The sequence below is a fragment of the Mesorhizobium sp. ISC15 genome (assembly GCF_037162615.1).
Lineage (GTDB): Bacteria > Pseudomonadota > Alphaproteobacteria > Rhizobiales > Rhizobiaceae > Mesorhizobium > Mesorhizobium mediterraneum.
This window is the reverse complement of record NZ_JAVSPX010000001.1, coordinates 2,963,429-2,986,293: the sequence shown is the minus strand read 5'-3', so window position 1 is coordinate 2,986,293 and position 22,865 is coordinate 2,963,429. Positions and strand designations below refer to the sequence as shown.

Here is a 22,865-nt window from a genome sequence, read left to right as displayed (position 1 = left end):
CGCAGGTCCCTTGACCCCGGCATGAAGCGGCGGCACAGCACCGCCAGTGAGAATGCGAGCGGCACGACAAAGGGTTGCGCATCAGGCGCGACTCATGGTCCGGCCGTTCAAGTGGATCGCGGCAAAGGTGTTAGGCGGCTGGCAGGGCCCGCGGCGCCAACCGCATGTGCGATGGGCGTATCGAAGCGGACGTGACTTGTCCCTGCTTCCTCCGTTCCTTCGTTCTTTTGGCACCGCGTCAAAGCGCGATGGGCTTCTTGTGGAAATGTACAAAGCAAGCGCCGTGCCAATTTGAAAATAGCACCCATGGCAAGGGCTCAAAACAAAATCGCTGCTCTTTCGGCATACGGCAGATAGCCAAATGTAACGTTCTTTTACATTTGTAACGTACGCCTGTAATATCTAATATCTATTCGCAATTGCAATACGTCTAGTTCGCAGATGCAGCAAGTTCGAAAACAAATATCATCTATTCAATTATTCGTCTTTCTCTACTATTTGAAGGCGACGGCCCATGGACGGGCCTCGCGCTGGAGAGAGACCGTGCCGAACGATAAAGACAGCCGAAGACCGACCGAGCCAATGTCCAGCCAAGCCGATGGCGTCACCAGCGAACTTGTCAGGCTGATGCCCCGCGATCTGGTCTTTGTGATGCGCTTCATGGGCGAGAGCCAACATCGCCTCCAGAGCCACTTCCAGGACTTCATCCGGGCCGAGCTTGCCGCCGGCGGCGTCACCACGGAAACGCATCCGATGATCCATCTGTTCATCGAGAACCACGCGATTCTGTTGCGGGAATTCGTGTTTTCCGGCGTTTCGCTGTCACGCCAGTTCCGCGTCGACGAGATCGAGCGCCTCACCGGCGATACGACTTCGATGATCCGGGTCGACATCTGGGATCAGCTCAAGAGCCACATCGAAACGGCTGAAAGACAGTTCCATTCGCAGGCCGGAACATTGCCCAAATTGCTGTCGGCTTTCGAAAAGCCAGCCTGACCGATGGCTGGGCGAAAAATGACAGGAGGACCCGATGGGCCAAACTACCAGGCGTGACGCGTTGCTCGCCCGCCGGCTCGATCTCGTCGCCAACGTCTCCGCGCTCACTGCCGAGGCGCTGCGGCTCAATCAGAAACGCGCCGGTATCGAGATGGAAGTGCTGCGCCTGGAACTCGAAATCGGCAGGAACGGCGTCAGCGCGCAACTGGTGCGGGACTTGCATGAAGCGCAGGAGAAAGCCGCGGCAGTCATGCACGAATGCGCGGCATGTGAGGACAGCATCGTCGCCGCGGAAGGTGACGTCGAGGACGTCGATCGCAGCCTCGCGGCGACGGATGGAAACTGACGAAGGGAATCGCCATGAACCAGCACGCGATACAGAACCTGACCTTGTTCGACCTGCTGGCGAGAAGCTGGCGTCGTCCGTCGGCGATCGCCGATCTGCGCTTTAGCGCCGATGACTCGACTGTCGCCTTCGCCTGCGTCGATGGAACGGTCGCCATAGCCGCGGTCGCCGACCAGGAACCGCCGCAGTCGCGGATCAGGGTGAGCGGCGATCTCGGCCAGACGACGATCCGCCCAAGGGAAAAATTTCCGTTGCCATTGATAGCCACTGCTGTGTTGGGAGATGGCGACGTTCCGCTCGCCAACTACCTTTCCTCCGGCTTCCTCGTTGGAACGGCGGCTGGCGAAGCGGTGCATCTGGCCGCGGACGGCAATGTGATGGAGACGCTGGTCAAGATCGACGGGCCGGTCGTCGCCGTCGACCACAGCCCCCGCACAGCCATCACAGCCGTCAGCAACGGGCAGGATGTCTTCCTGGCACGAGGCCAAGGCGATGCGGTGCGACTGCGACACGGTACGACACCGTCCACGGATGCGCTTGCCTTTTCGCCAGGCGGAAGGCGCCTCGCCCATAGCCTGGACGACGGATTGTCGATCTGGATGGTCGATGGCGACACCACCCTGATACGCGATATCGCCTTTTCAGCGCGTCCGATATCGATCCGCTGGAGTGGCGACGGCACCTGGCTGGCCTGTGGGCTCGAAGCCGGAGGCTTTGCCCTGGTGTGCATAGCCGATGGCCGCACTGGCATTATCGCGGGATTTCCATCCCCGGTCCGGACGGTGTGCTGGAGCCTGCCGGAGAATGCGCTGTTTGCATCGGGCGCCTTCCGGATCGCCGGCTGGTCGATGACCGCGCCGCCACTTGACGGCGAAATCTCCGGCGCGCTGGAGACTGGTCGCGCCGGGCTGGTTCCGGTCGAGACAGTGGCTGCGCACCCGGAGAAAAAACTGATTGCGGCCGGCTATGCCAACGGTCGGATCACCATCGCCCAGATCGGCGCGCGGGACGAACTCCTCGTCAGACCCCTGGGCAGCGCGGTGACCGCGCTTGCCTGGTCCAGTGACGGACAGCACCTGGCGGTGGGCACCGTCGACGGCACCGCCGCGATCGTCACCTTTCCCGCGTCGATGTTCAAATAGCAAAGGCAGGCCGCATGCAACAGGAGCACCAAATGCAAACCGAACCCACCCCCGAGGACGAGAGCAAGGACGAATTTTTCGACCGGCTCGCCAAACTGTCGGAAGAAATGGTGGCCAAGCATGGCAAGGATTTCAGTATGGGAGCATTGGTGCTTGCCGCCCGCTGGATTGCCGAAAACCGTGTCGGCCAGTTGAAGACCAACTAGGCTCCTGACCAACCAGTTTCGCTCGTAAGCCATAGCTTCGAAGGAGCTTCAGGCGAGGCCATGGCTTGCGGGCGTCTTGATTGCGAGACACTCGCTGACTCCCAACACGCCATGCCCGCGCGCTACATTCCATATCAATGGAATTTATATCTTAGTTACGGATCACGTAGCGCACTTGGATTTGATAACGTCGAGCCCTTTCCTGCGGCCAATGTCGCACGATCGGTAATGGGCTTGATGCTGATAGGCGCGTGACCGCAGCCGTGCTGTCCAAGGCCCACATCGCACGATCGCCAGCGACTGAGCTGGATTTGCTACGTTTTCGACATTGATGCTGCGGCGGTGCAGGCGAACGATCCGAACCAGAAGGCTCTCAATGGCATCATTGGACTTAACCCCGCACTAGCGCGTCGCGGATGAGATCGGGATATCGAGGTTGACTGCGGTCAATTTGCCTCCCGATCGGATGTGATACCAACCGCTCGCCAGCTTCTCCAGGCAATCCTGTGCCAAGGACAGTGACTGAGCGTTTCACGAAGTTCGAGCCTTCTGAAAAATTGCAGCCTTGACGCGATGTGCATTAGGTCGTTTGTTGCGGGTGGGAGTGCCACGGGAGGAAACCATGGAAGTCACCCTGGGGGCGGACAGCCTCGCAGCGCGGTTCCACGTTTCACGCCGATGACCGGCGAAGGCTCCCGCGCATGAATTCCGGAGCGATCCTCGAAGCAGTGGGATTGACTAAGGAATTTAAGGGTTTCGTCGCTGTCAATAATGTCGACCTGACGGTCGAGCGAGGATCGATCCACGCGCTGATCGGCCCCAACGGCGCAGGCAAGACGACCCTCTTCAACTTGCTGACCAAATTCCTCCAGCCGACGCGCGGCGCAATCCGCTACCGGGGTCGGGACATCACCAGGATGCAGCCAGCCGACATCGCGCGGCTGGGCCTTGTGCGCTCCTTCCAGATATCGGCGGTGTTTCCGCACATGACGGCACTGGAGAATGTCCGCATCGCGCTGCAGCGCCGGCGCGGCGACAGTTTCGATTTCTGGCGTTCCGAGAAACTGCTGTCCACATTCAATAGCGAGGCCGCGGCTCTTCTCGCCGATGTCGGCCTGACCGAGTTTTCCGATATCCGCGCTAGCGATCTGTCCTACGGCCGCAAGCGCGCGCTTGAGATCGCGACGACGCTGGCGCTGAACCCTGAAATGCTGCTGCTCGATGAGCCTATGGCCGGCATGGCGCAAGAAGACATCGAGCGGATCTCGGCGCTGATCCGGCGCATCTCCAAGAACCGCACTATTTTGATGGTTGAGCACAATCTGTCGGTCGTAGCCTCGCTGTCGAACCGCATCACCGTGCTCGCGCGCGGCAAAGTCCTCGCCGAAGGCGACTATGCCGCGGTTTCCAAAGATCCGCGTGTTATCGAAGCCTATATCGGGGCCGGACATGTCTGAAGTTGGACTTACGAGCAGGCCGGCTGCTGCCCCCTCGGAGAGACCCCTCCTGCGTGTCGATGGCCTGCAGGGCTGGTACGGCGAGAGCCATGTGCTTCACGGCCTGAGTTTCGAGGTTGGCGAAGGTGAAGTGGTGACGCTGCTCGGCCGCAACGGCGCCGGCAAGACGACGACGCTGAAGGCGGTCATGGGCATCCTGTCCAAGCGCTCGGGATCGGTCACCTACGACGGCCGGGAGACGATCAAGCTGCCGTCGCGGTTGATCGCACGGATGGGCATCGCCTACTGCCCGGAGGAGCGCGCAATCTTCTCAAGCCTCTCGGTCGAGGAGAATTTAATGCTGCCGCCGCAGGTGCGCCCCGGCGGGCTCACCGTCGAGCAGATTTTCGAGCTCTTCCCGCACCTGAAGGAGCGGCTTTCGAGCCAAGGCACCAAGCTTTCGGGCGGCGAGCAGCAGATGCTGGCCATCGGCCGAATCTTGCGGACGGGCGCGAAGCTCTTGCTGCTCGACGAGCCGACCGAGGGGCTTGCGCCCGTCATCGTGCAGCAGATCGGCCGCACCATTGCCCGGCTCAAGGACGAGGGATTCACGATCGTGCTCGTCGAACAGAATTTTCATTTCGCCGCATTGGTCGCGGACCGTCATTACGTGGTGGAGCAGGGGCGCGTGATCGACATGATTCCTAACCGCGAACTCGACGCCAACATTGACAAGCTGCACGCCTATCTCGGTGTCTGAGACAGCCATCAACGGGCGCGTCGCGCCGCAATCGGAGGAGAGTAGTGATGAAAGCAACAGGGTTCATTCTGGCTTCACTGGCGAGCCTTTTGTCGGCCGGCGCAGCCTACGCCACGGATGTCAAGATCGGCGTTCTGAATGACCGTTCCGGCATCTATGCAGACATCGCCGGCGAAGGCTCGGTCATCGCGGCCCAGATGGCGGCGGAAGACTTCAAGGCGACCGACAAGGGCATCAACGTATCGATCGTCTCCGCGGACCACCAGAACAAGCCGGACGTCGGCTCGAACATCGCCCGCCAGTGGTACGACACCGAAAATGTCGACGTGATCGCCGACGTGCCAACCTCGTCGGTGGCGCTCGCCGTCAACGAGATCACCAAGGAGAAAAACAAGATCTTCCTCGCCTCGGGTCCGGCCTCGTCCGACCTCACCGGCAAGGCCTGTTCGCCCAACACCGTCCACTGGACCTACGACACCTGGGCGCTTGCCAACGGCACGGGTTCGGCGATGGTCGCGCAGGGTGGCGATACATGGTTCTTCGTCACAGCCGACTATGCCTTCGGCCATGCGCTCGAGCGCGATACGTCGGCGGTCGTGGAAGCATCGGGCGGCAAGGTTCTCGGCGCCGTGCGTCATCCTTTCCCCGGCCAGGATTTCTCGTCCTTCCTGCTGCAGGCGCAAGGGTCGGGTGCCAAGGTCGTCGGCCTCGCCAATGCCGGCGGCGACACCATCAACGCGGTCAAGCAGGCGTCGGAATTCGGCATCACGCAGGGCGGCCAGTCGCTCGCCGCCCTTTTGATGTTTATCAATGACGTGCATGCGCTGAGCCTCGAAGTGGCGCAAGGCCTCGTGCTTACCGGCGCATTCTACTGGGACAAGAACGATCAGACGCGTGAATTCTCTGCCCGCTTCCAGGAGCGGAACAGCGGACAGAAGCCTTCGATGATCGAGGCCGGAGTCTACGCTTCGGTGCTGCATTACCTTAAGGCCGTCGAGGCCGTTGGCGACAAGGATGCGGCCAAGGTGATGGCCAAGATGAAGGAAATGCCGACGGACGATCCGCTGTTTGGCAAGGGTACGATCCGCGCGGACGGGCGCAAGCTGCACGAGATGTACCTGTTCCGCGTCAAGAAGCCGGACCAATCGAAGGGGGCATGGGATTATTTCGAGACCGTGGCCACCATTCCGGCCGACAAGGCGTTCCGCCCGCTCGCCGACGGCGGCTGTCCGCTCGTCAAATAAGCGGGCCTCGCCAACGACGCGCCGAACCGCTCGGCGCGTCCTCTCGTCGACAAGTCAACTGGAGCGACCATGTTCGAACTCCTTGGAATTCCGCCACAGGTCCTGTTCGGCCAATTGCTGCTCGGGCTGATCAATGGGTCCTTCTATGCGGTTTTGAGCCTCGGGCTGGCGGTCATCTTCGGTCTCTTGAACATCATCAATTTCACGCATGGTGCGCAGTACATGCTGGGCGCCTTCGGCGCCTGGATGCTGCTCAACTATCTCGGCGTCAGTTACTGGTGGGCTGTGTTCATCGTTCCGCCGATCGTCGGCCTCACCGGCATCGTGCTCGAGCGCGTGTTGATCCGACGGCTCTATCACCTCGACCATCTCTACGGGCTGCTGCTCACCTTCGGCCTGGCGCTGATCATCGTCGGCTTCTTCCGCCAGTTTTTCGGCGTATCTGGCCTGCCCTACCCGCCGCCGCCGCTTCTAACGGGGGGGCACAATCTCGGCTTCATGTACCTGCCCAATTCGCGCGCCTGGGTGATTGTGGCCTCACTCATCGTGTGCCTCGCGACCTGGTTCATCATCGAAAAGACCCGACTTGGCGCCTATCTCAGGGCAGCGAACGAGAACCCGACCATGGTCGGTGCGTTCGGCATCAACGTGCCGCTGCTGGTCACGCTCACATATGGTTTCGGCGTCGCGCTCGCCGGTTTCGCCGGCGTGCTCGCCGCACCGATATACGCAGTCAATCCGAACATGGGCGCAGACCTGATCATCGTCGTCTTCGCCGTCGTCGTCATCGGCGGCATGGGCTCGATCCTTGGCTCGATCCTCACCGGCTTCGGGCTTGGGCTGATCGAAGGTCTGACCCGCGTGTTCTATCCGGAAGGCTCGGCCGTGGTGATTTTTGTCATCATGGCGCTGGTGCTGCTGATCAAGCCCGCCGGCCTGTTTGGGCGGAGCGCGTGATGGTAACCGACACCAACCCGATTGCCATGACGGCCGTCACGTCCGTTGGCGCCGCCGGCATGCCACGCCATCACCTTGCGATCTTCGCCGCGCTTTTCGTCTTCCTCATCGCCGCGCCTTTTCTGTTCTATCCGATCTTTGTCATGAAGGTGCTGTGCTTCGCGCTGTTTGCCTGCGCCTTCAACCTGTTGCTCGGCTATGGCGGGCTCCTATCCTTTGGCCACGCTGCCTATTTCGGCATGGCGAGCTACGTCTCGGCCCATGCGGCAAAGGTGTGGGGTTTGACGCCCGAACTTGCCATTATCGCGGGCACGTTGGTGGCAGCCGTGCTCGGTCTCGCCATCGGCTCCCTCGCCATTCGCCGCCACGGCATCTATTTCGCCATGGTGACGCTGGCTTTTGCGCAGATGGTCTATTTCTTCTCGCTGCAGGCGGCGTTTACCGGCGGTGAGGACGGCATCCAGGCCGTCCCGCGCGGCTATTTGTTTGGGCTGATCGACCTGCGCTCAAACGAATTGCTCTATTTCTTCGTGCTCGCCATCTTTTTCGCCGGCATATTGCTGATCTACCGGATCATCCATTCGCCGTTTGGGCAGGTGTTGAAGGCGATCCGCGAGAACGAGCCCCGCGCGATATCGCTGGGCTATCGGGTCAACCGCTACAAGCTCACCGTATTCGTGTTGTCAGCCGCGCTCGCCGGCGTTGCCGGCGCAACCAAGGCGATCGTGTTCCAATTGGCGTCACTTACCGACGTCTACTGGACCATGTCCGGCGAGGTCGTGCTGATGACGCTCTTGGGTGGCATGGGCACGGTGTTCGGACCTATCGTCGGCGCGGCAGTTATCGTCACGATGCAGAATTACCTCGCGACATTTGGCGACTGGGTCACGATCGCCCAGGGCACCATCTTCGTTGTCGCAGTGCTGTTGTTCCGGGAGGGCGTCGTTGGCATCCTGGCAAAATGGATCGGGAAACCGCTCTGAACAGGTCATGAAACCTAAATTTCGATTGATCGACGGTCGAGATTGAGAAGTCGACCTACGAAGGATGTTTGAGCGTCAGGTTCGGCCAAGTTGGCCGCGGTGGATACGTGCACACAGCGTCCTCAACTGTGCCGATTCCTGATCGGATGTGACAACCAGCAATTCGGGCTGTTACGAAAATTCAACTCTGGGTCTTCCCAGGCGCGCCTGTTGGCGTCGTAATCCGCAGGCAAGCACCCTATCTACGCCGCATGAACGAAATCACGACCAGACGCGCGCTTCTGCTCGTCAATTCAAAGGCGCGACGCGGGCAGGAATCTATGGCACCGGTCGTCGAGCGGCTGCAGGCCGGTGGGCTTCGCGTCACCGTCGAGACGTTTGAGGCGCTGCCCGAGATAGCACGCGACATCGTGCGCCTTCGCCATAGGGCCGACCTTGTGATCGTGTGCGGCGGCGATGGCTCGGTGTCCTCGGCGGCGGTCGCGGCCATGGAAAGCGGGCTGCCTATGGGCATCATTCCGATGGGGACGGCGAACGATCTGGCGCGCACCCTCGAAATACCGTTGGATCTGCTGAAGGCTGCCGACGTGATTGTACAGGGCGGAAGGCGTCTGATCGATGTCGGGACCGTCAATGGTCACGCTTTCTTCAACGTTGCGAGCATCGGCATCAGCACCGACCTTGCCCAGGGTCTCGATCCGGCGCTGAAGAAGCGTTTCGGCAGGTTTGGCTATGCCTTGGCGGCTATGAAAGTGTTGACCAAGGCTGGCCACTTCGAAGCAAGGATTACCGAAAAGGGCGTAACGACCGAAGTCGAGACCTACCAGATAGCGGTCGGCAACGGCCGGCACTATGGCGGCGGCAACGTCGTCGAGGAGACGGCGGAGATCGATGACGGCCATCTCGACCTGTACAGCCTGGAAATGACGAATCTCTGGAAAATGGCGCTTATGCTGCGCTCGTTCCGCTCAGGCACACACGGCGCCTGGAGCGAGGTTCGCACGGCCAGATGCGTCGAGTTCGACATCGAGACGAAAAGGCCGATGCCGGTGAACACTGACGGTGAGATCGTCACCTCGACGCCGGCGCATTTCAAGGTCCACCCGAAGGCGATTTCGGTCTTCGCGCCGGCCGTCGCGCGCCTGCAGCCCCGCACCAAAATGCTTCGTGATGCGGTCAGCGCAAATAGCGGGTGATCAGTCTTCCGCTTCGGCGATTCGACTTCAACCCTAAAGTTTGATGGCTAAGCTGCTATCGACGCAGCCGCTGCCGTTTCATCCGCAACCCCATCCACCATGACATGACCGATGCCCCGCGAGCATCGCTCGACCCGCGCCTCGACGCGATAAACGTCACGAAGGAGCGCCGGCGTAACGACCTCTTCCGGCGTACCGCAGGCGAACATCCGGCCGTCGGCGATGACGATGCATTTGTCGGCGAAGCGCAGGGCCTGATTGAGGTCGTGAATTGCGATCAGCACTGCAATCCCGTGCTTGCGTGCAAGCCCGCGCATGAAGCTCAGCACCTCGACCTGCCGGTGCAAGTCAAGCGCGGACGTCGGCTCGTCCATCAGCAGAATTTCAGGTTCGCGGGCGAGGGTCTGTGCGATGCTTACCACCTGCCTTTGCCCGCCGCTCAGTTCTCCGACATTGCGAAAGGCAATATCCGAGATGCTGAGCGCGGCCAGGATACCGTCTATGAGCGCGAGGTCGCCGTCACCGACCGACCAGGCCGAGCCCTGCTTGCGGGCGAGCAGGATCGATTCATAGACGGTCAGCACCGCGTTGGCTGCCGTATCCTGAGGCATGTAGCAGATGCCGTCCGGTCCCTTGGCCGCTCCATCGAGGCAGACGCGGCCCGGGCCCTTCAAAAGTCCTGCGATGCGCTTGAAAAGCGTCGACTTGCCCGCTGCGTTGGGCCCGATGACGGCAACCACCTCGCCACCCCGAAAAGTGGGAGTTGAAACGTCCGAAAGGACGAGCCGCGCGCCGTGAAACGCTCCGAGACCATCGAGCCTGATCGTTACCATGAGCGCCTCACATTCGAGAGGATCAGCGAGATGAAGAAGGGAATGCCGACAAGCGAGGTGACGATGCCGATCGGAAAGATCGTGCCTGGGATGAGCGACTTGCTGGCAACCGAGCTCGCCGAAAGGATGAGGGCGCCAGCAAGCGCGGAAGCGGGCAGGAAGAAGCGCTGATCTTCTCCAATCAGCATGCGGGCGATGTGCGGGCCGACCAACCCGATGAAGCCGATCGTGCCGACAAAGGCGACGGGAATGGCGGCGAGCAGGCTCACCATCATCATGGTTTCGAGCCTCAGGCGCGCGACCTTGATCCCGAAACTCGCGGCCTTGTCTTCGCCTAGCCGCAGCGCCGTCAGCGCCCAGGCGCGGCGCGCGAATATCGGAAGCGTTGCGAGAAGGATGAGGCTGGTGATGATGAGCTTGGGCCAGGTGGCCTTGGTGAGACTTCCCATCGTCCAGAACACGACCGCGGCGAGCGCCTGCTCTGAGGAAAGATACTGGACGAGCGACAGCAGCGCATTGAAGGTGAAGACGAGCGCGATGCCGAGAAGCACGATGGTTTCAACCGTCACGCCGCGCTTGAGACTCAGCAGGTGGATGACGAGCGCGGTCAGCATCGCAACCACGAAGGCGTTGAGCGGCACGACATATTCGATCGCGGCGGGGATGAGCGCGACGCCGAAGGCAAGCGCAAGCGCGGCGCCGAAGCTGGCCGCCGCCGAAATGCCGAGCGTGAACGGACTGGCGAGCGGATTGTTCAGGATGGTCTGCATCTGCGCCCCGGCGACCGACAGTGATGCGCCCACGACCACCGCCATCAGCGCGATGGGAAGCCGGATTTCCCACAGCACCACGCGCACCTGAAGCGGCACGCTGCCCGGAGAAACGAGGGCGAGGACCACCTGGTCGAGGCTGTAGCTGGCAGGGCCGAGGGCGAGGTCGACGCAAAGGCTCAGGAGCAGCGCCAGGACGAGGCCTGCGAGGATAAGCTGCTTGCGCAGGACGAGGGCGCGGTAGAGGCCGCGCCCTTCCTTTGCCGACAATGCCGCTGGCTCACTGCTCATTGGAGAGCGAGACCCAATGGCCAGGCCTGTACTCGACCGGCAGGAACTTCTCGTGCAACTCCTTGAAGGTGGCCTCGGCGTCCAGATCGTCGAACAGGTCGGGGTGCAGCCACTTGGCCATCTGCTGGATGGCGACGAACTGATAGGGGCTGTTGTAGAACTGGTGCCAGATGGCGTGGACCTGCCCGTTTTCCACCGCCTTGACGCCGGTTAGCGCGGGCCGTTCCGTCAGACCCTTGAGCTTCTTCAGTGCCTCCGCCTCGTCCGCGCCGGGACCGACGCCGACCCATTTGCCGCCCGGCACATACGCTTCCCAGTTACCGCCCGTCACAATCACCTGGTCGGGATCGCTTGCGATGATCTGTTCGGGGTTGAGCGCGCCAAACGTGCCCGGGATCAGGTCCGCCGCGATGTTCTGGCCGCCGGCCATCTCTACGAACTTGCCGAAATTGTCGTTGCCGAAGCTCATGCAGCAATCGTCGGAATAGCCTCCGGCGCGCTCGATGAACACGGTTGGGCGCTTGGGAACATTCTTTGCTATAACATCGGTGACCCACGCGATCTGGGCCGCGCGGTAGGCGATGAACGCCTCCGCCCGCTCCTCCTGGCCAAAGAGCTTGCCGATGAGGCGCATGCTCGGCTCGGTGTTGGTGAAGGGATGCTCGCGGAAATCGACATAGACCACCGGGATGCCGACGGCGGCGAGCTTTTCGATGTATTGCGCGTCCTCGGTTGCCTGCTTGGACTCGATATTCATGATCATCACGTCCGGCTGAAGCGCGATGGCCTGCTCGATGTCGAAGGTGCCGTCCTTGAAACCGCCGAAGGTCGGGATCGTGGCCATCGAGGGGAATTTTTCCAGATAGACGGCGTAATTGTCGGGATCGGCCTGCGAGAAATCCTCGCGCCAGCCGACGATCCGCTTGAACGGATTGTCGGTATCGAGCGCGGCAATCAGGTAGATCTGCCGGCCTTCGCCGAGGATGACCTTCTCAACCGGCGTCTTTACCTCGACCTTGCGGCCGCTAATGTCGGTGACGGTTTCGGCGCGCGCGCCGAGGGTAAGCGGCATGAACGCCGCGAGGGCGACCGCGGCCGCAAATATCGACTTCAAAATCATTGTGCTCTCGTGATTTAGTTTGCCGCCACGGCTTAGAAAACATGAGTTGTGTAATCAAGAATTATCTTTTAGAGCAATTCCCAATGTACGGCTTTGGGGGAGAGCGTTTCGGGCGATGACGGCTCACGCAAACTATTCGCTGCGCGACGAAATTCGGGACTACTGGTCCGACCGCGCCGAGACGTTCGACCTGCAGGTCGGCCACGAGATTTTTTCCGAGCGCGAGCGCGCTGCCTGGCATGCGCTCATAAGCAGGCACCTTGGGCAAGGCGCAGGGCGGACATCTCTGGACCTCGCCTGCGGGACGGGCGTGATTTCGCATCTGATGCACGAGTTGGGATTTGTGGTGACGGGCCTCGACTGGTCGGAAGCCATGCTCGCCAAGGCGCGCGCCAAGGCACAAAACCGCGGCGCCGATATCCGCTTCATCGTGAGGGATGCCGAACGGACGCTCGAGGACAAGGCGAGCTACGATGTCATCGTCACCCGTCACCTCGTCTGGACGCTGGTGGATCCGAAGGCGGCCTTTGCCGAATGGTTCTCGCTGCTGAAGCCCGGCGGCAAGCTGCTGGTCATCGACGGGGATTTCGTCAGCCGCAACTGGGCGACGAGATTGCGGGACGTTTGGGAGAAGCTGACGGCAGGCAAGTCGCGGGTCGCAGACAATGAATGCACCGCCATGGCCGGACGCCACAAACGCATTCTTGCCCGCGTCCATTTCTCAGGCGGCGCACGGGCGGGAGAGATAAGGCGCTTGCTGGCCGAAGCCGGGTTCGATCAGCCCGTCGCCGACTGGAAACTGGGCGCGATCCATCGCGCTCAGGCTCGACAGATGAGTTGGCCTAAGGCGATCGAGCGAGCCACCCAACACCGTTTCGCGATCTGCGCGACAAAGCCGAAGTAAACTCCCTCGGCGCTGCCAGCGTCGGTCGCTCCATGCCTGCTTCGTTTGAAGCCGTTCGTCGCCTCAAAGGAGCGGGGCGGCGACACGCCAACGAATAGGTGCCAGTCTGCTTTAGCTTACCTTCGCGGCAGCGCAGATCAGCGACGACATCGGCCGGGTTTGCGCGGGTACTAAGCGCATATTGGACGATGCACTGCTGACCGTAGTCAGTGTCGATCACCAGGGTCATAGCCCCTTTTCGGGTATCGGAAATACGCGAGAATTCCAGTTTAAGTGCCGGGCCATCATCTTCCCAGGGGCATGTTTCATCGAATTCGGGGCGCTTGTCCCAGATCAGAGAGCCCCAGCCAAGGATTGCTATCCGCGGGCGTTGCCCCAACTCAGAGATGAGAAGCCTCCAGAGAATTTGCGACGAGCTGGCTGCGGTGCTTGATGGCCGCCACTGTCGAGGTCACAAGCTGATCGGGGAAGCTACCGGGCAGCGATCCGACAACAGCTTGTACTTGCCGATCGGCATTGGCTTCAATGTCTTCAAAAATCGCCCGCATCGCCGGAGTGCCGACACCAGCAATATCGGCCGTCTGCATGAAATGTCGTGGCACGATGTCACTGATGGCATAGTGGCGATTTGTTCCGACGGACATCGCAAGTTTGAATTTCTTGCGTTGAATTTGGCCCTGGTCGAGGCTCGGCTGCGCTGTCAACACATCGTACAGCGGCGTCATGCGATAGCGCCCGCCGGGACCGAGGAAAATGCTGAAATTTTTTGCATGCCCATCGGTTGCGCCGAGCAACCAGAATATGATGCTCGCACGCATGAAAGTCGTGATGTCGGCGTCAGGCGTGTCGCTGCCTTTGAGCAGGTTGATGATCTCGCGCATACCGGGACCACCATCAGACTGGTACTTTCTTGTCGGCGGGATCGATAGCGCCTGGCAGATGTCTTCCTGCGGCAGTCGCAGCAGTCGCCCATCTCTTGCCCAAACACGATCGAAGCGCTCGACGATCAGTGTGCGGCGTTCCCCGAAAACGGCGATTTCAACGGGGGGTGTGGGGATACCAAACCAATGCAGCAGTCTGAGGCATAGATATTCGTTCTCGACGCTGTTGGAGAGGTCGATGCCATTGGGAAGCTGCCCAATCTGCGGTTTGAGGATGTGGGTGGTTGCCGTCGTTCCTATCGGCTTGAACCATTGGCCGTCCTTACGCAGCAGCGCGGTTTTTTCCTGAGCGCCGGCGATCGAAATTCGGAAATCTTCGTCTTCGCCCATGCCGAGGGGTGCTGCCGCGAGATTCTTGATAATGTCGGCAATCTCGTCGTCAGTGATCGGTTTGCCGTCGGTGTTGCCGGCGGTCCCCGGCTCGATGCCATCAGGCAGAAACTGGAGTGCGCCGACGCAATCATGACCGAGGGCCGTCAGCAGGCTGACGGCGTCTGTGCCGTCTGCGCCAACGCGTTCGGCGACGCGCTTTCGGATGAGGTCGCTGTCAGGCAGCAGGTTGTCGAACACATTGATGACGGGGGTGCCAATATACCGATCCTCGCGCAAGGGCAGCGACAGTGACACTGGGAACGTGCCGCGCCAGTTCAGCCAGTCGCGTCCGTACTGGAAGTCGATAGCACCTGTCGCCTCACGGCGCAGGACGCCGACGTGGCGGTTGTTCAGAAAGACATTGAGAGGAGCGTGAGCGCGTTTCCGTGCCATCAGAACAGGTCCTCGATATCGGCGGCACTGCCTTGGGTGCGTGGCCGGACGACCAGTTCAAGGTTCAGAGCCGAAAGCGCTTCCATTAAAGTGCGCAGCTGGACAGCGGGCTCTCCCGCTTCCAGACGTGAGACAGTGCCCTGGCGCAGATGGATTTGTTCGCCTAGCGCCCCCTGGCTCAGCCGTGCCTGTTTTCGCGCGCGGCGCAGGATGGCGCCAAGCTGTTTTTCTGTGCGGGCGATCTGATCGGTCATAGCAGTCCTCCACACATCAATATACGCGAGAGCGTATAAACTGTCAATATACGCGTTCGCGTTTAAAATTTAGATATACGCGAAGGCGTATAAAAGACGAAAATACGCGTTTGCGTATGGCGCTTCCAAAGCCGCAGGTCTGGAATTGGCGTGGCAGGCGAGCGGTTCAATAACTAGATAACGAGAACGCCTTTCACTCTGACGTGGCATTCTCATGAAAAAAATCGGGTTTCTGTCGTTCGGACACTGGGCGCCCTCGCCGCAATCGCAGACGCAATCAGCCTCCGACGCTCTGCTGCAATCCATCGAGCTTGCCGTTGCTGCCGAGGCGCTGGGCGCCGACGGGGCATATTTCCGTGTGCATCATTTCGCACGGCAACTCGGCTCGCCATTCCCGCTGTTGGCGGCAGTCGGCGCCAAGACCAGCCGCATCGAGATCGGCACAGCGGTGATCGACATGCGCTACGAGAACCCGCTCTACATGGCCGAGGACGCCGGTGCCGCCGACCTGATCGCCGGCGGGCGTCTGCAGCTGGGCATCAGCCGCGGCTCGCCCGAGCAGGTGATCGACGGCTGGCGCTACTTCGGCTACGCCCCGCAGGAGGGTGAGAGCGACGCCGACATGGCCCGGCGGCACACGGGAGTGCTGCTCGAAGTCTTGCGCGGCAAAGGCTTTGCCCAGCCGAACCCGCGGCCGATGTTTCCAAACCCGCCCGGCCTGCTTCGCGTCGAACCACACTCGGAGGGTTTGCGCGACAGGATCTGGTGGGGCGCCGCGACCAATGCCACCGCGGAATGGGCGGCGAAACTGGGAATGAACCTGCAGAGTTCCACGCTCAAATTCGACGAGGGCGGAAAGCCTTTTCACATTCAGCAGGCCGAACAGATCCGGGCCTTTCGTGCGGCCTGGAAAGCCGCCGGTCACGAACGCGAGCCGCGGGTGTCGGTGAGCCGTAGCATCTTCGCGCTGGTGGACGATCGCGACCGCGCCTATTTCGGCAGCAATGAGAGCGAGGATCATTTCGGCTACATCGAAGCGGACAGGCGCGCCGTGTTCGGCCGCACCTATGCCGCCGAGCCGGACGACCTCATCGAGGAACTGAAGAAGGACGAGGCCGTTGCGGAGGCCGACACGCTGCTGCTCACCGTTCCCAACCAGCTCGGCGTCGATTACAACGCGCATGTCATCGAGGCGATCCTGACCCATGTCGCCCCGGCCCTGGGCTGGCGCTGACGCTTGCGGCCAAAGCCCCTGCCCTTCCGCGAATGCTTCATCGCCAGGACAGCTAGTCCTTCGGCAGCCGGCCGCTCGGATCGAACACGTTCACTTTGTGCGAAAGATCCGGACCCCAGTCCCACAGCACCAGGTTGCGGTCCTCCGTCTCGGCGCCCGGAGCAAAACTCGGAATCAGAATACCGGCGATGCCTTGAGGTCGCAGTCGGTCATAGATGGACCAGGACGCAGGACGCTCTCCCCCGCTGAGAGCCGTCGCCCAGGCGATGAGCTGCAAATGCCGGGCCCTCTTCCATATTGGCGATAGTTCAGTGCCTAGATCGGCACCGCTTCGACCAGATGGATTGCAGATGCAGTTTTCATCGTTCGCGTGAGCCGGAAGCCGGCTTTTTCCAACAACGCCGCAACATCAGACTCGCTGCGGAGCTTTCCCCCGAAAATCATGAGCATGAGCATGTCGAAGCTCCGGCCGTAGAGGGACTCTACGCCCGGGTCGGCGATCAGCAGGGCGCCTTGTGGGGCGATGGCGGTGCGGACGTTCCGCAGCACCGCCATTGCCGTATCGTCGGTTTGGTCTACGAGAATGCGCTTCAGAATGTAGAGATCACCGCCACCCGGGACCTCACGAAGGAAGTCGCCGCCGACGATCTTGCACCGATCAACGACGCGCGCCGCCAGCATCTCCTGCGCCTCGGTGGCCACGTGCGGCAGATCGAGCAGCGTTCCCCTAATGCCCGGATGGGCTTCGAGAATGCTCAGCAAAAGTCCGCCACGCCCGCCGCCGACGTCGACGACCGAAAGGTCCGGTGCGAATTCGTAGGCGTCGCAAATGGCTACGCCTTCCTGGCTGGACATCTCGCTCATGGCCTGATTCATGACTGCTCCCGCCGCTGGGTTCATGCGGAAGTACTCGTATATCCCATGGCCGTTCGTCTTCTCGAACGTGCTCTCGCCGGTGCGCATACTATGCAGCAGGCACGGCCACGAGGCGGCTAAGCACTCCTGCGCCATCAGCATGGCATAGTGGCGGACCGAGCGTGGCGCGCCAGTCTGAAGGAGCCGCCCCTTGCTGGTGTTGACGAACATGCCGGGCGTCGGTTCTTCCAGAATACCGAGGCTGGCCAGAACGCGCATCAGACGCAGCAGCGCGCCTTGATTTGTCTTCGTTGTCGCGGCGATTTCCGCGACCGACCGGGGGCCGTGCTTGAGCAGGTCGGCAATGCCTAGTTCTGCAGCGACGCCAAGTACGTGGGTTTTCGCTACGCCGAGTGTCATCGCCAGGACGTCTTGCACGTCGGAAATGTCGGCAAGGGTGTTCGACATGTCATGTTTCATCGTGAGCCACTTTGTTTGCATTGAAGTGGAAACTCTCGCGGCCAGGTGAGCCTTTTGCCTATGGCGGTTGTCCATTTGAAAACAACAGAACTGGCCGGCCTCATTCCCGGCTGAAACGACGCGGGTCGAACGGGAGGTCGGCGAGTTGGGTCAGCGACATCACCTCGAGATCTGGATGCGAGAGTGGGTCGCGCAACCACTGACGCCATCTTGCAGCGTCGTCCCCGCACGCCTTGACGGGAGGTGGGAATGAATGAGGACTGAGAGCGTCTTCGTGGACGAATCTCCATTCCACGTGCACTCTTCGGATTTTCCAGATCATCTGGCTCCTCCTCTGCTCAGAAGTCATTTGCGGGTCGGCTCGTGCGTTCGCTTGGGATCAGGACACTGCGCCCCCCTGGAAAGAGGCAGCACAAAGGCGTTTGCGCCAAGGCACGGCCGGGCAACCTCGCCGCCGCGAGACTTGAGTTGTGGCGGCCATGACAAACGCATGTTGAATACTGCCACCAAACGGAACGTCGGGTTCCTTCCTGCGCTGCGTAGACTCGGAGAACTGCCGTGGATCAACAGGCCATCGCAGCGTCGTTCGTTTATCGCTTCGAAAGGTCGTGGCGTTTTTCACCGTGTGCGATCACCATGTTTGTTGATGCTACCGAACCCGGCTCGTCGAGTCGTGGGCAGAAGCGAACGCGATTATGGACTCGCGCGAAAACGTGATTTTTTACTGGAAAGTTGTATTTCTCGTCGATAAGTTGCAATTCTGCACAAATCGGGAAGCACAGAGAGGGTTTAAATGGCCTCCTCAGCCGCCGAGTTTGCGTCAATCTGCTTTTCAACCGAGGGGTTGCCAGAGCCGGACCGCTTCGAGTTTTGGCGCGAAGTGCTCGGGCGCGCGATTACGAAATTCGAGATTGACCCCGTGCCGGACAGCTCGCCTGACGCAAGCATCACGCTGCGTGCGCTGCCCGGTGTAGACATTGCCAGTGGAGCAGCTGCCGGCATGCAGTACAGGCGCACACCGGCGCTGATCGACAGCGACGACATCGTTCTGTTTGTGGCTTTATCCGGCGCCCAAACGGTCGACCAAATCGGCCGCGAGTGCACGATCAGTGCGGGCGAGGCCGCAGTGTTTGCATGTGCTGAGCCGGGCCTTGCAATTCCTCGTGAACGTCAACGCCGGATCGCCTTTCGCACCCCGCACGATGTGCTCGCCCCGATGGTCGGCAACGTGGAGGACGCGATCTGCAAACCCATTCCGTCGACAGTCGATTCCTTGCGATTGCTCGTCAGCTACGCTGCCACACTTGAGGATGTGGACCAGCCCTTAACGCCGCGGTTGCGAACCTTGCGGCAACCCATATCCAAGACCTCGTCGCGCTGGCGATCGGCGCGACCCGGGATGCCGCGGCGATCACCGAAGGTCGCGGCCTGCGTGCAGCACGGCTCAAGGCTGTCAAGGCCGATATCGTCAGCAATCTCGGCTGCCACGACCTCACCGTCGGCGCCGTGGCGCTGCGCCATGGCGTCACGCCACGCTGCGTTCAAAAGCTGTTCGAGACCGAGGGGAGGACGTTTTCCTCCTTCGTGCTCGATCAGCGTCTCGCGCGCGCCCGTCGGCTCCTCAGTGATCCACGTTACGCCGACTGGACGATCAGCTCGATCGCATTCGAAGCCGGCTTCGGGGATCTCTCCTACTTTCATCGCGCCTTCCGGCGGCTCTACGGCGCGACACCCTCCGATATCCGCCAGGGGACGCTCGGCTTTTAACAGCCAATGAGTGTTTGGGCATGTCGCCCGCGAAGCCTCTGAGGGACCTGAAGTTCGACCATACGCCGATGCTGTTGGCCGATTCGGGCGTCCCGCGGCGGTGTGCCAGCCCAGGACTGGGCACTGCTGGCTACTTTGGTCCATCGCCGCGAAGGCGCTGATGGCGCGATTGGCGCATCGGCACCCTGATCCTCAAGTCAAGAGGTGTCAGCCTAGGTTGGCGCAGATGCGCCACCGAGGATCATTCTTGTGGTTGCGTCCTGCAAGATCATTTCCGATGCCTTCTCCGCGATCATCACCACTGGAGAGTTGGTGTTGCCGGAAACGATCGTCGGCATAATCGAAGCATCGACGATGCGCAGGCCTGAAATGCCGTGCACCCGCAGCCGGCCGTCGACAACCGCCATCGGGTCTGCGCCCATCTTGCAGGTGCCAACCGGGTGGAAAATCGTCGTGCCGATATCGCCAGCCTTGCGGACGAGATCTTCATCGCCTTCATATTGTGCGCCGGGCAGCATTTCCTCAGGCGCGAAACGGGCAACGGCGCGCGCCTTCATCAAGCGGCGGACATGGCGGAGCGATGCTACAGCCACCGTCCGGTCTCCCTCGGTAGACAAATAGTTCGGCCGGATCTTCGGGGCAGTCTGCAGATCGGGCGTCTCTATGTGGACAGTGCCGCGGCTTTCCGGTCTGAGGTTGCAGACCGAAACCGTGACCGCGGGGAAGCGATGCAGCGGCTCGCCCAGCCGGTCGGTGCTCAATGGCTGAACATGGTATTCGAGATCGGGCGTCTCCAGGCGTGGGTCGCTTCTGGCGAAGATGCCAAGCTGGCTCGGCGCCATCGACAGCGGTCCGGTGCGACGGACGGCGTATTCGACGCCCATGGCCGCGCGGCTGAGCAGATTGTGGTAGCGCTGGTTTAGCGTCGAGGCATTGGCGACCTTGAAGACAGTGCGGATCTGCAGATGATCCTGCAGGTTCTCGCCGACGCCACCCAATGCGTGGCGAACCGGGATTCCTGCTGAGCCAAGCACGGCAGGTCGGCCGACGCCGGAAAGCTCGAGCAGCTTCGGCGAATTGATCGCGCCAGCAGCAAGTATCGTCTCGCCTGCCCGCGCACGATGCAACTGACCGCCCATGCGGAAGACAACGCCGGTGACGCAAGCTCCGTCGAAATTTAGGTTCTCGGTCTCGGCGCCGGTCACGACGCGCAAATTCGGCCGCCGAAGCACGCTCCGCAGGAACGCTTTCGAGGTATTCCAGCGCACGCCCTTCCTCTGGTTGACCTCGAAATAGCCCGACCCTTCGTTGGTCCCGCCGTTGAAATCCTCGGTCCGGGGGATGCCGAGTTCCTCGGCAGCGTCGCGGAAGGCATCCAGGATTGGCCAGGACAGGCGTTGGCGCTCGACGCGCCATTCGCCACCGGCGCCGTGAAGGTCGCTCGCACCGCCAAAATGGTCCTCGGACTTGCGGAAATATGGAAGCACGTCATCCCAGCCCCAACCAAGATTTCCGGCTTGCCGCCAGCCGTCATAGTCGGCCGCCTGGCCGCGCATGTAGATCATGCCGTTGATCGACGAGCAGCCGCCCAGAAGCTTGCCGCGCGGATAGTTAAGCGCACGACCGTTCAGCCCGGCTTCAGGCTCGGTCTTCATCAGCCAATCGGTGCGCGGGTTGCCCATGCAATAGAGATAGCCGATGGGAATGTTGACCCAGTGGTAGCGGTCACTGCCGCCGGCCTCCAGAAGCAGCACGCGCATGCCTGGATTGGCCGACAGTCTGTTGGCCAGCACGCAGCCGGCTGAACCCGCGCCGACGATGATGAAGTCGTATTGTCCAAAATCGGCAACGGTCTGTGTCAATTTGAGGTCCGTTCGCTTGCCATCCTGTCCCATAGCGGACCCATGGCCTGGTTGATCTCGCCATACAGACGATAGCGCTGCTCATAGAACGGTGCGATCTCGCTATTGGGCTTGTAGAAGCGGTCGGGCGCGGTCATCGCGGCGACGCCCGCAGAGAAGTCGGCAAACAAGCCGACGCCGGTCCCGGCTGCAATTGCAGCTCCCAGCGCACCAGTCTCGCGGCTGCGCGCCACGGTCACCGGCACTTTCAGCACATCGGCAAATATCTGCGGCCAGATGGCGCTGCGCGAGCCGCCGCCCGAAAGAACCGCCTGGCTGACAGTGGCTCCCGCTCGACGCAGCGTCTCGACATGGCGCCGATGTTCGAAGACGACACCCTCGAACAGTGCGCGCAGCATATGCGCCCGCGTGTGCCAGCCGGCGATGCCGTAGAAACCTGCACGCGCCTTGCCATTCTGCTGCGAGCCGTAAAGGAATGGGTGGTAGATCGGCATGTCTCCCGCGGGATCGACGGAAGCAACAAGCTCGCTGCATATCTCGAATGGCGATGCGCCTGCCGGCGCATGCTCGAAGAACTCACGCACGATCCACTCGAGATTTGCGGCCGAAGTGGCGCTCGATTCGATGGCGAGGTAGCGCACCGGATCGAATGTCGACAGCATGAAGATCGACGGATCGCGGATCGGCTCTTCGGTGATAACCTGGTTGATGCTCCAGGTGCCGGCAATGATGGAGGCGGCGCCGGTGCTGGTGACGCCTGAACCGATGGCGCTGGCGACGACGTCGAACAGGCCCGCCACCACAGGCGTGCCCGCCCGAAGGCCGGTGGCGGCGGCGACATCGCGCGTGACATGGCCGGCGATCTCGGAGGCCTCCAGCACGTTGGGCAGCAGGTCCATGCAATCGTCGAGACCGTAGGCGGCCAGCAACTCACGCTCGTAGCGTCGGCCGGGCATGTGCAAAAGCCCGCAGCCCGACATATCCGAGGTGTCGGTCGAGCGCGCGCCGGTGAGGCGGTTGACGACAAAATCCTTGCACAGGAAAACCGTGCCCATTCGGGCAAAAAGCGCCGGGTCATGACGCTTGAGCCACGCGAGCAGAGTCGGCGTCTGCGCCGCCCAGGGCCGTTGCAGGCAATGGACATAGGTCCGGTCGCCAACGCCTGCGGCGGCCCATTCGCTCACGATGCCGACGCCGCGCGTGTCGAGCGACTGGATGCCGAGCAGCGGGTCGCCGCTGCGGTCCAGCGCATAAAGCCCGTTGCCGTGGCCGGCGCAGCCGATCACGGCGATGTCGCGGGGGTCGATGCCCGACTGGTCGAGGCACTGGCGGATGACCTCGACGGCGTTGCGCCACAATTCGCCGAGATCCCGTTCGACATGGCCGGGCTTCGGCATGCAGGAGCGGCCGTCCCGAGCGGCGAGCGCAAGCTCGCGACCGGCGGCGTCGAAGATGATGGCCTTGATGACGGTATTCCCCGCATCGAGACCCAGAATGTATTGCTGCATCGAAGCTCCTCCTAA

Annotated in this window: 22 protein-coding genes and 1 pseudogene; 13 read left to right on the top strand and 10 right to left on the bottom strand. The window is 61.5% G+C overall.

Going from position 1 to position 22,865, the window contains the following annotated elements; genetic code table 11:
- The first annotated feature begins 543 nt into the window (after window positions 1–543).
- From RPG13_RS14275 to RPG13_RS14230, 10 genes are all read left to right on the top strand, one after another.
- Window positions 544–996 (top strand): hypothetical protein, encoded by a 453-nt coding sequence (locus RPG13_RS14275; protein ID WP_337125347.1) that lies wholly within the window; start codon window positions 544–546, stop codon window positions 994–996.
- A 34-nt stretch (window positions 997–1,030) separates the two neighbouring features.
- Window positions 1,031–1,342 carry a hypothetical protein gene (locus tag RPG13_RS14270; protein ID WP_095486290.1) on the top strand — a complete coding sequence of 104 codons (312 nt, stop codon included), beginning with the start codon at window positions 1,031–1,033 and terminating at the stop codon, window positions 1,340–1,342.
- A gap of 14 nt (window positions 1,343–1,356) precedes the next feature.
- Window positions 1,357–2,484 carry a WD40 repeat domain-containing protein gene (locus tag RPG13_RS14265; protein WP_095486289.1) on the top strand — a complete coding sequence of 376 codons (1,128 nt, stop codon included), beginning with the start codon at window positions 1,357–1,359 and terminating at the stop codon, window positions 2,482–2,484.
- A gap of 32 nt (window positions 2,485–2,516) precedes the next feature.
- Window positions 2,517–2,690, top strand: a complete 174-nt coding sequence (locus tag RPG13_RS14260; RefSeq protein WP_164547015.1) for a hypothetical protein — start codon at window positions 2,517–2,519, stop codon at window positions 2,688–2,690.
- Window positions 2,691–3,391: 701 nt separating this feature from the next.
- On the top strand, window positions 3,392–4,147 hold the full coding sequence (locus RPG13_RS14255; protein ID WP_292501356.1) for an ABC transporter ATP-binding protein: 756 nt from the start codon (window positions 3,392–3,394) through the stop codon (window positions 4,145–4,147).
- Window positions 4,140–4,886 (top strand): ABC transporter ATP-binding protein, encoded by a 747-nt coding sequence (locus tag RPG13_RS14250; protein WP_292501358.1) that lies wholly within the window; start codon window positions 4,140–4,142, stop codon window positions 4,884–4,886. Before RPG13_RS14255 ends, RPG13_RS14250 begins: the two co-directional genes overlap by 8 nt.
- A 47-nt stretch (window positions 4,887–4,933) precedes the next feature.
- Window positions 4,934–6,130 (top strand): ABC transporter substrate-binding protein, encoded by a 1,197-nt coding sequence (locus tag RPG13_RS14245; RefSeq protein WP_095486285.1) that lies wholly within the window; start codon window positions 4,934–4,936, stop codon window positions 6,128–6,130.
- A gap of 69 nt (window positions 6,131–6,199) precedes the next feature.
- Entirely contained in the window at window positions 6,200–7,087 is an 888-nt protein-coding gene (locus RPG13_RS14240; RefSeq protein WP_337125346.1) for a branched-chain amino acid ABC transporter permease, read from the top strand.
- A gap of 59 nt (window positions 7,088–7,146) precedes the next feature.
- Window positions 7,147–8,070 carry a branched-chain amino acid ABC transporter permease gene (locus RPG13_RS14235; protein WP_245458253.1) on the top strand — a complete coding sequence of 308 codons (924 nt, stop codon included), beginning with the start codon at window positions 7,147–7,149 and terminating at the stop codon, window positions 8,068–8,070.
- Window positions 8,071–8,321: 251 nt separating this feature from the next.
- The gene (locus tag RPG13_RS14230; protein ID WP_095486282.1) at window positions 8,322–9,266 is read left to right on the top strand and encodes a lipid kinase; all 945 of its coding nucleotides are present in this window, start codon (window positions 8,322–8,324) and stop codon (window positions 9,264–9,266) included.
- Window positions 9,267–9,313: 47 nt separating this feature from the next.
- Here RPG13_RS14230 and RPG13_RS14225 read toward each other — a convergent pair whose 3' ends face one another.
- From RPG13_RS14225 to RPG13_RS14215, 3 genes are read right to left on the bottom strand one after another with little or no spacing between them, the layout of a single operon-like run.
- Window positions 9,314–10,099 (bottom strand): ABC transporter ATP-binding protein, encoded by a 786-nt coding sequence (locus RPG13_RS14225; protein ID WP_095486281.1) that lies wholly within the window; start codon window positions 10,097–10,099, stop codon window positions 9,314–9,316.
- Window positions 10,093–11,160, bottom strand: a complete 1,068-nt coding sequence (locus tag RPG13_RS14220; protein WP_126103123.1) for a FecCD family ABC transporter permease — start codon at window positions 11,158–11,160, stop codon at window positions 10,093–10,095. Before RPG13_RS14220 ends, RPG13_RS14225 begins: the two co-directional genes overlap by 7 nt.
- Window positions 11,150–12,232: an ABC transporter substrate-binding protein gene (locus tag RPG13_RS14215; RefSeq protein WP_337127019.1), complete on the bottom strand. Its 1,083-nt coding sequence runs from the start codon at window positions 12,230–12,232 to the stop codon at window positions 11,150–11,152. Before RPG13_RS14215 ends, RPG13_RS14220 begins: the two co-directional genes overlap by 11 nt.
- 163 nt (window positions 12,233–12,395) lie before the next feature.
- Here RPG13_RS14215 and RPG13_RS14210 point away from each other — a divergent pair, with 163 nt between their 5' ends.
- Window positions 12,396–13,184, top strand: a complete 789-nt coding sequence (locus RPG13_RS14210) for a class I SAM-dependent methyltransferase (protein WP_292501365.1) — start codon at window positions 12,396–12,398, stop codon at window positions 13,182–13,184.
- Between the two features lie 380 nt (window positions 13,185–13,564).
- On the opposite strand, the gene RPG13_RS14205 is transcribed toward RPG13_RS14210, so the two are convergent.
- Entirely contained in the window at window positions 13,565–14,890 is a 1,326-nt protein-coding gene (locus tag RPG13_RS14205; RefSeq protein WP_337125345.1) for a type II toxin-antitoxin system HipA family toxin, read from the bottom strand.
- Complete coding sequence (locus RPG13_RS14200; protein WP_095486276.1) at window positions 14,890–15,144, bottom strand: helix-turn-helix domain-containing protein; 255 nt, start codon at window positions 15,142–15,144, stop codon at window positions 14,890–14,892. Before RPG13_RS14200 ends, RPG13_RS14205 begins: the two co-directional genes overlap by 1 nt.
- Before the next feature lie 214 nt (window positions 15,145–15,358).
- Here RPG13_RS14200 and RPG13_RS14195 point away from each other — a divergent pair, with 214 nt between their 5' ends.
- Entirely contained in the window at window positions 15,359–16,378 is a 1,020-nt protein-coding gene (locus RPG13_RS14195; protein ID WP_095486275.1) for an LLM class flavin-dependent oxidoreductase, read from the top strand.
- A 52-nt stretch (window positions 16,379–16,430) separates the two neighbouring features.
- Here RPG13_RS14195 and RPG13_RS14190 read toward each other — a convergent pair.
- The 3 genes and pseudogenes from RPG13_RS14190 to RPG13_RS34960 form a co-directional block, all read right to left on the bottom strand.
- Window positions 16,431–16,703: pseudogene (locus tag RPG13_RS14190) on the bottom strand (RES family NAD+ phosphorylase); the annotation flags it as partial.
- Window positions 16,694–17,701, bottom strand: coding sequence for a methyltransferase (locus tag RPG13_RS14185; protein WP_337125344.1), 1,008 nt, complete (start codon window positions 17,699–17,701; stop codon window positions 16,694–16,696). The gene RPG13_RS14185 and the pseudogene RPG13_RS14190, both read right to left, overlap by 10 nt.
- 1,302 nt (window positions 17,702–19,003) lie before the next feature.
- Window positions 19,004–19,234, bottom strand: a complete 231-nt coding sequence (locus tag RPG13_RS34960) for a hypothetical protein (RefSeq protein ID WP_442921339.1) — start codon at window positions 19,232–19,234, stop codon at window positions 19,004–19,006.
- Between RPG13_RS34960 and RPG13_RS34955 the strand changes: the two genes are divergently transcribed.
- The gene (locus RPG13_RS34955) at window positions 19,220–19,480 is read left to right on the top strand and encodes a helix-turn-helix transcriptional regulator (protein ID WP_442921338.1); all 261 of its coding nucleotides are present in this window, start codon (window positions 19,220–19,222) and stop codon (window positions 19,478–19,480) included. The genes RPG13_RS34960 and RPG13_RS34955 overlap by 15 nt on opposite strands.
- 212 nt (window positions 19,481–19,692) lie before the next feature.
- Here the strand turns inward: RPG13_RS34955 and RPG13_RS14175 are convergent, their stop codons facing one another.
- A complete protein-coding gene (locus RPG13_RS14175) occupies window positions 19,693–21,375 on the bottom strand; it encodes a GMC family oxidoreductase (RefSeq protein WP_164897480.1) in 1,683 nt (560 codons plus the stop codon).
- Entirely contained in the window at window positions 21,339–22,850 is a 1,512-nt protein-coding gene (locus tag RPG13_RS14170) for an FGGY-family carbohydrate kinase (protein WP_337125342.1), read from the bottom strand. Before RPG13_RS14170 ends, RPG13_RS14175 begins: the two co-directional genes overlap by 37 nt.
- Between the last annotated feature and the right edge of the window lie 15 nt (window positions 22,851–22,865).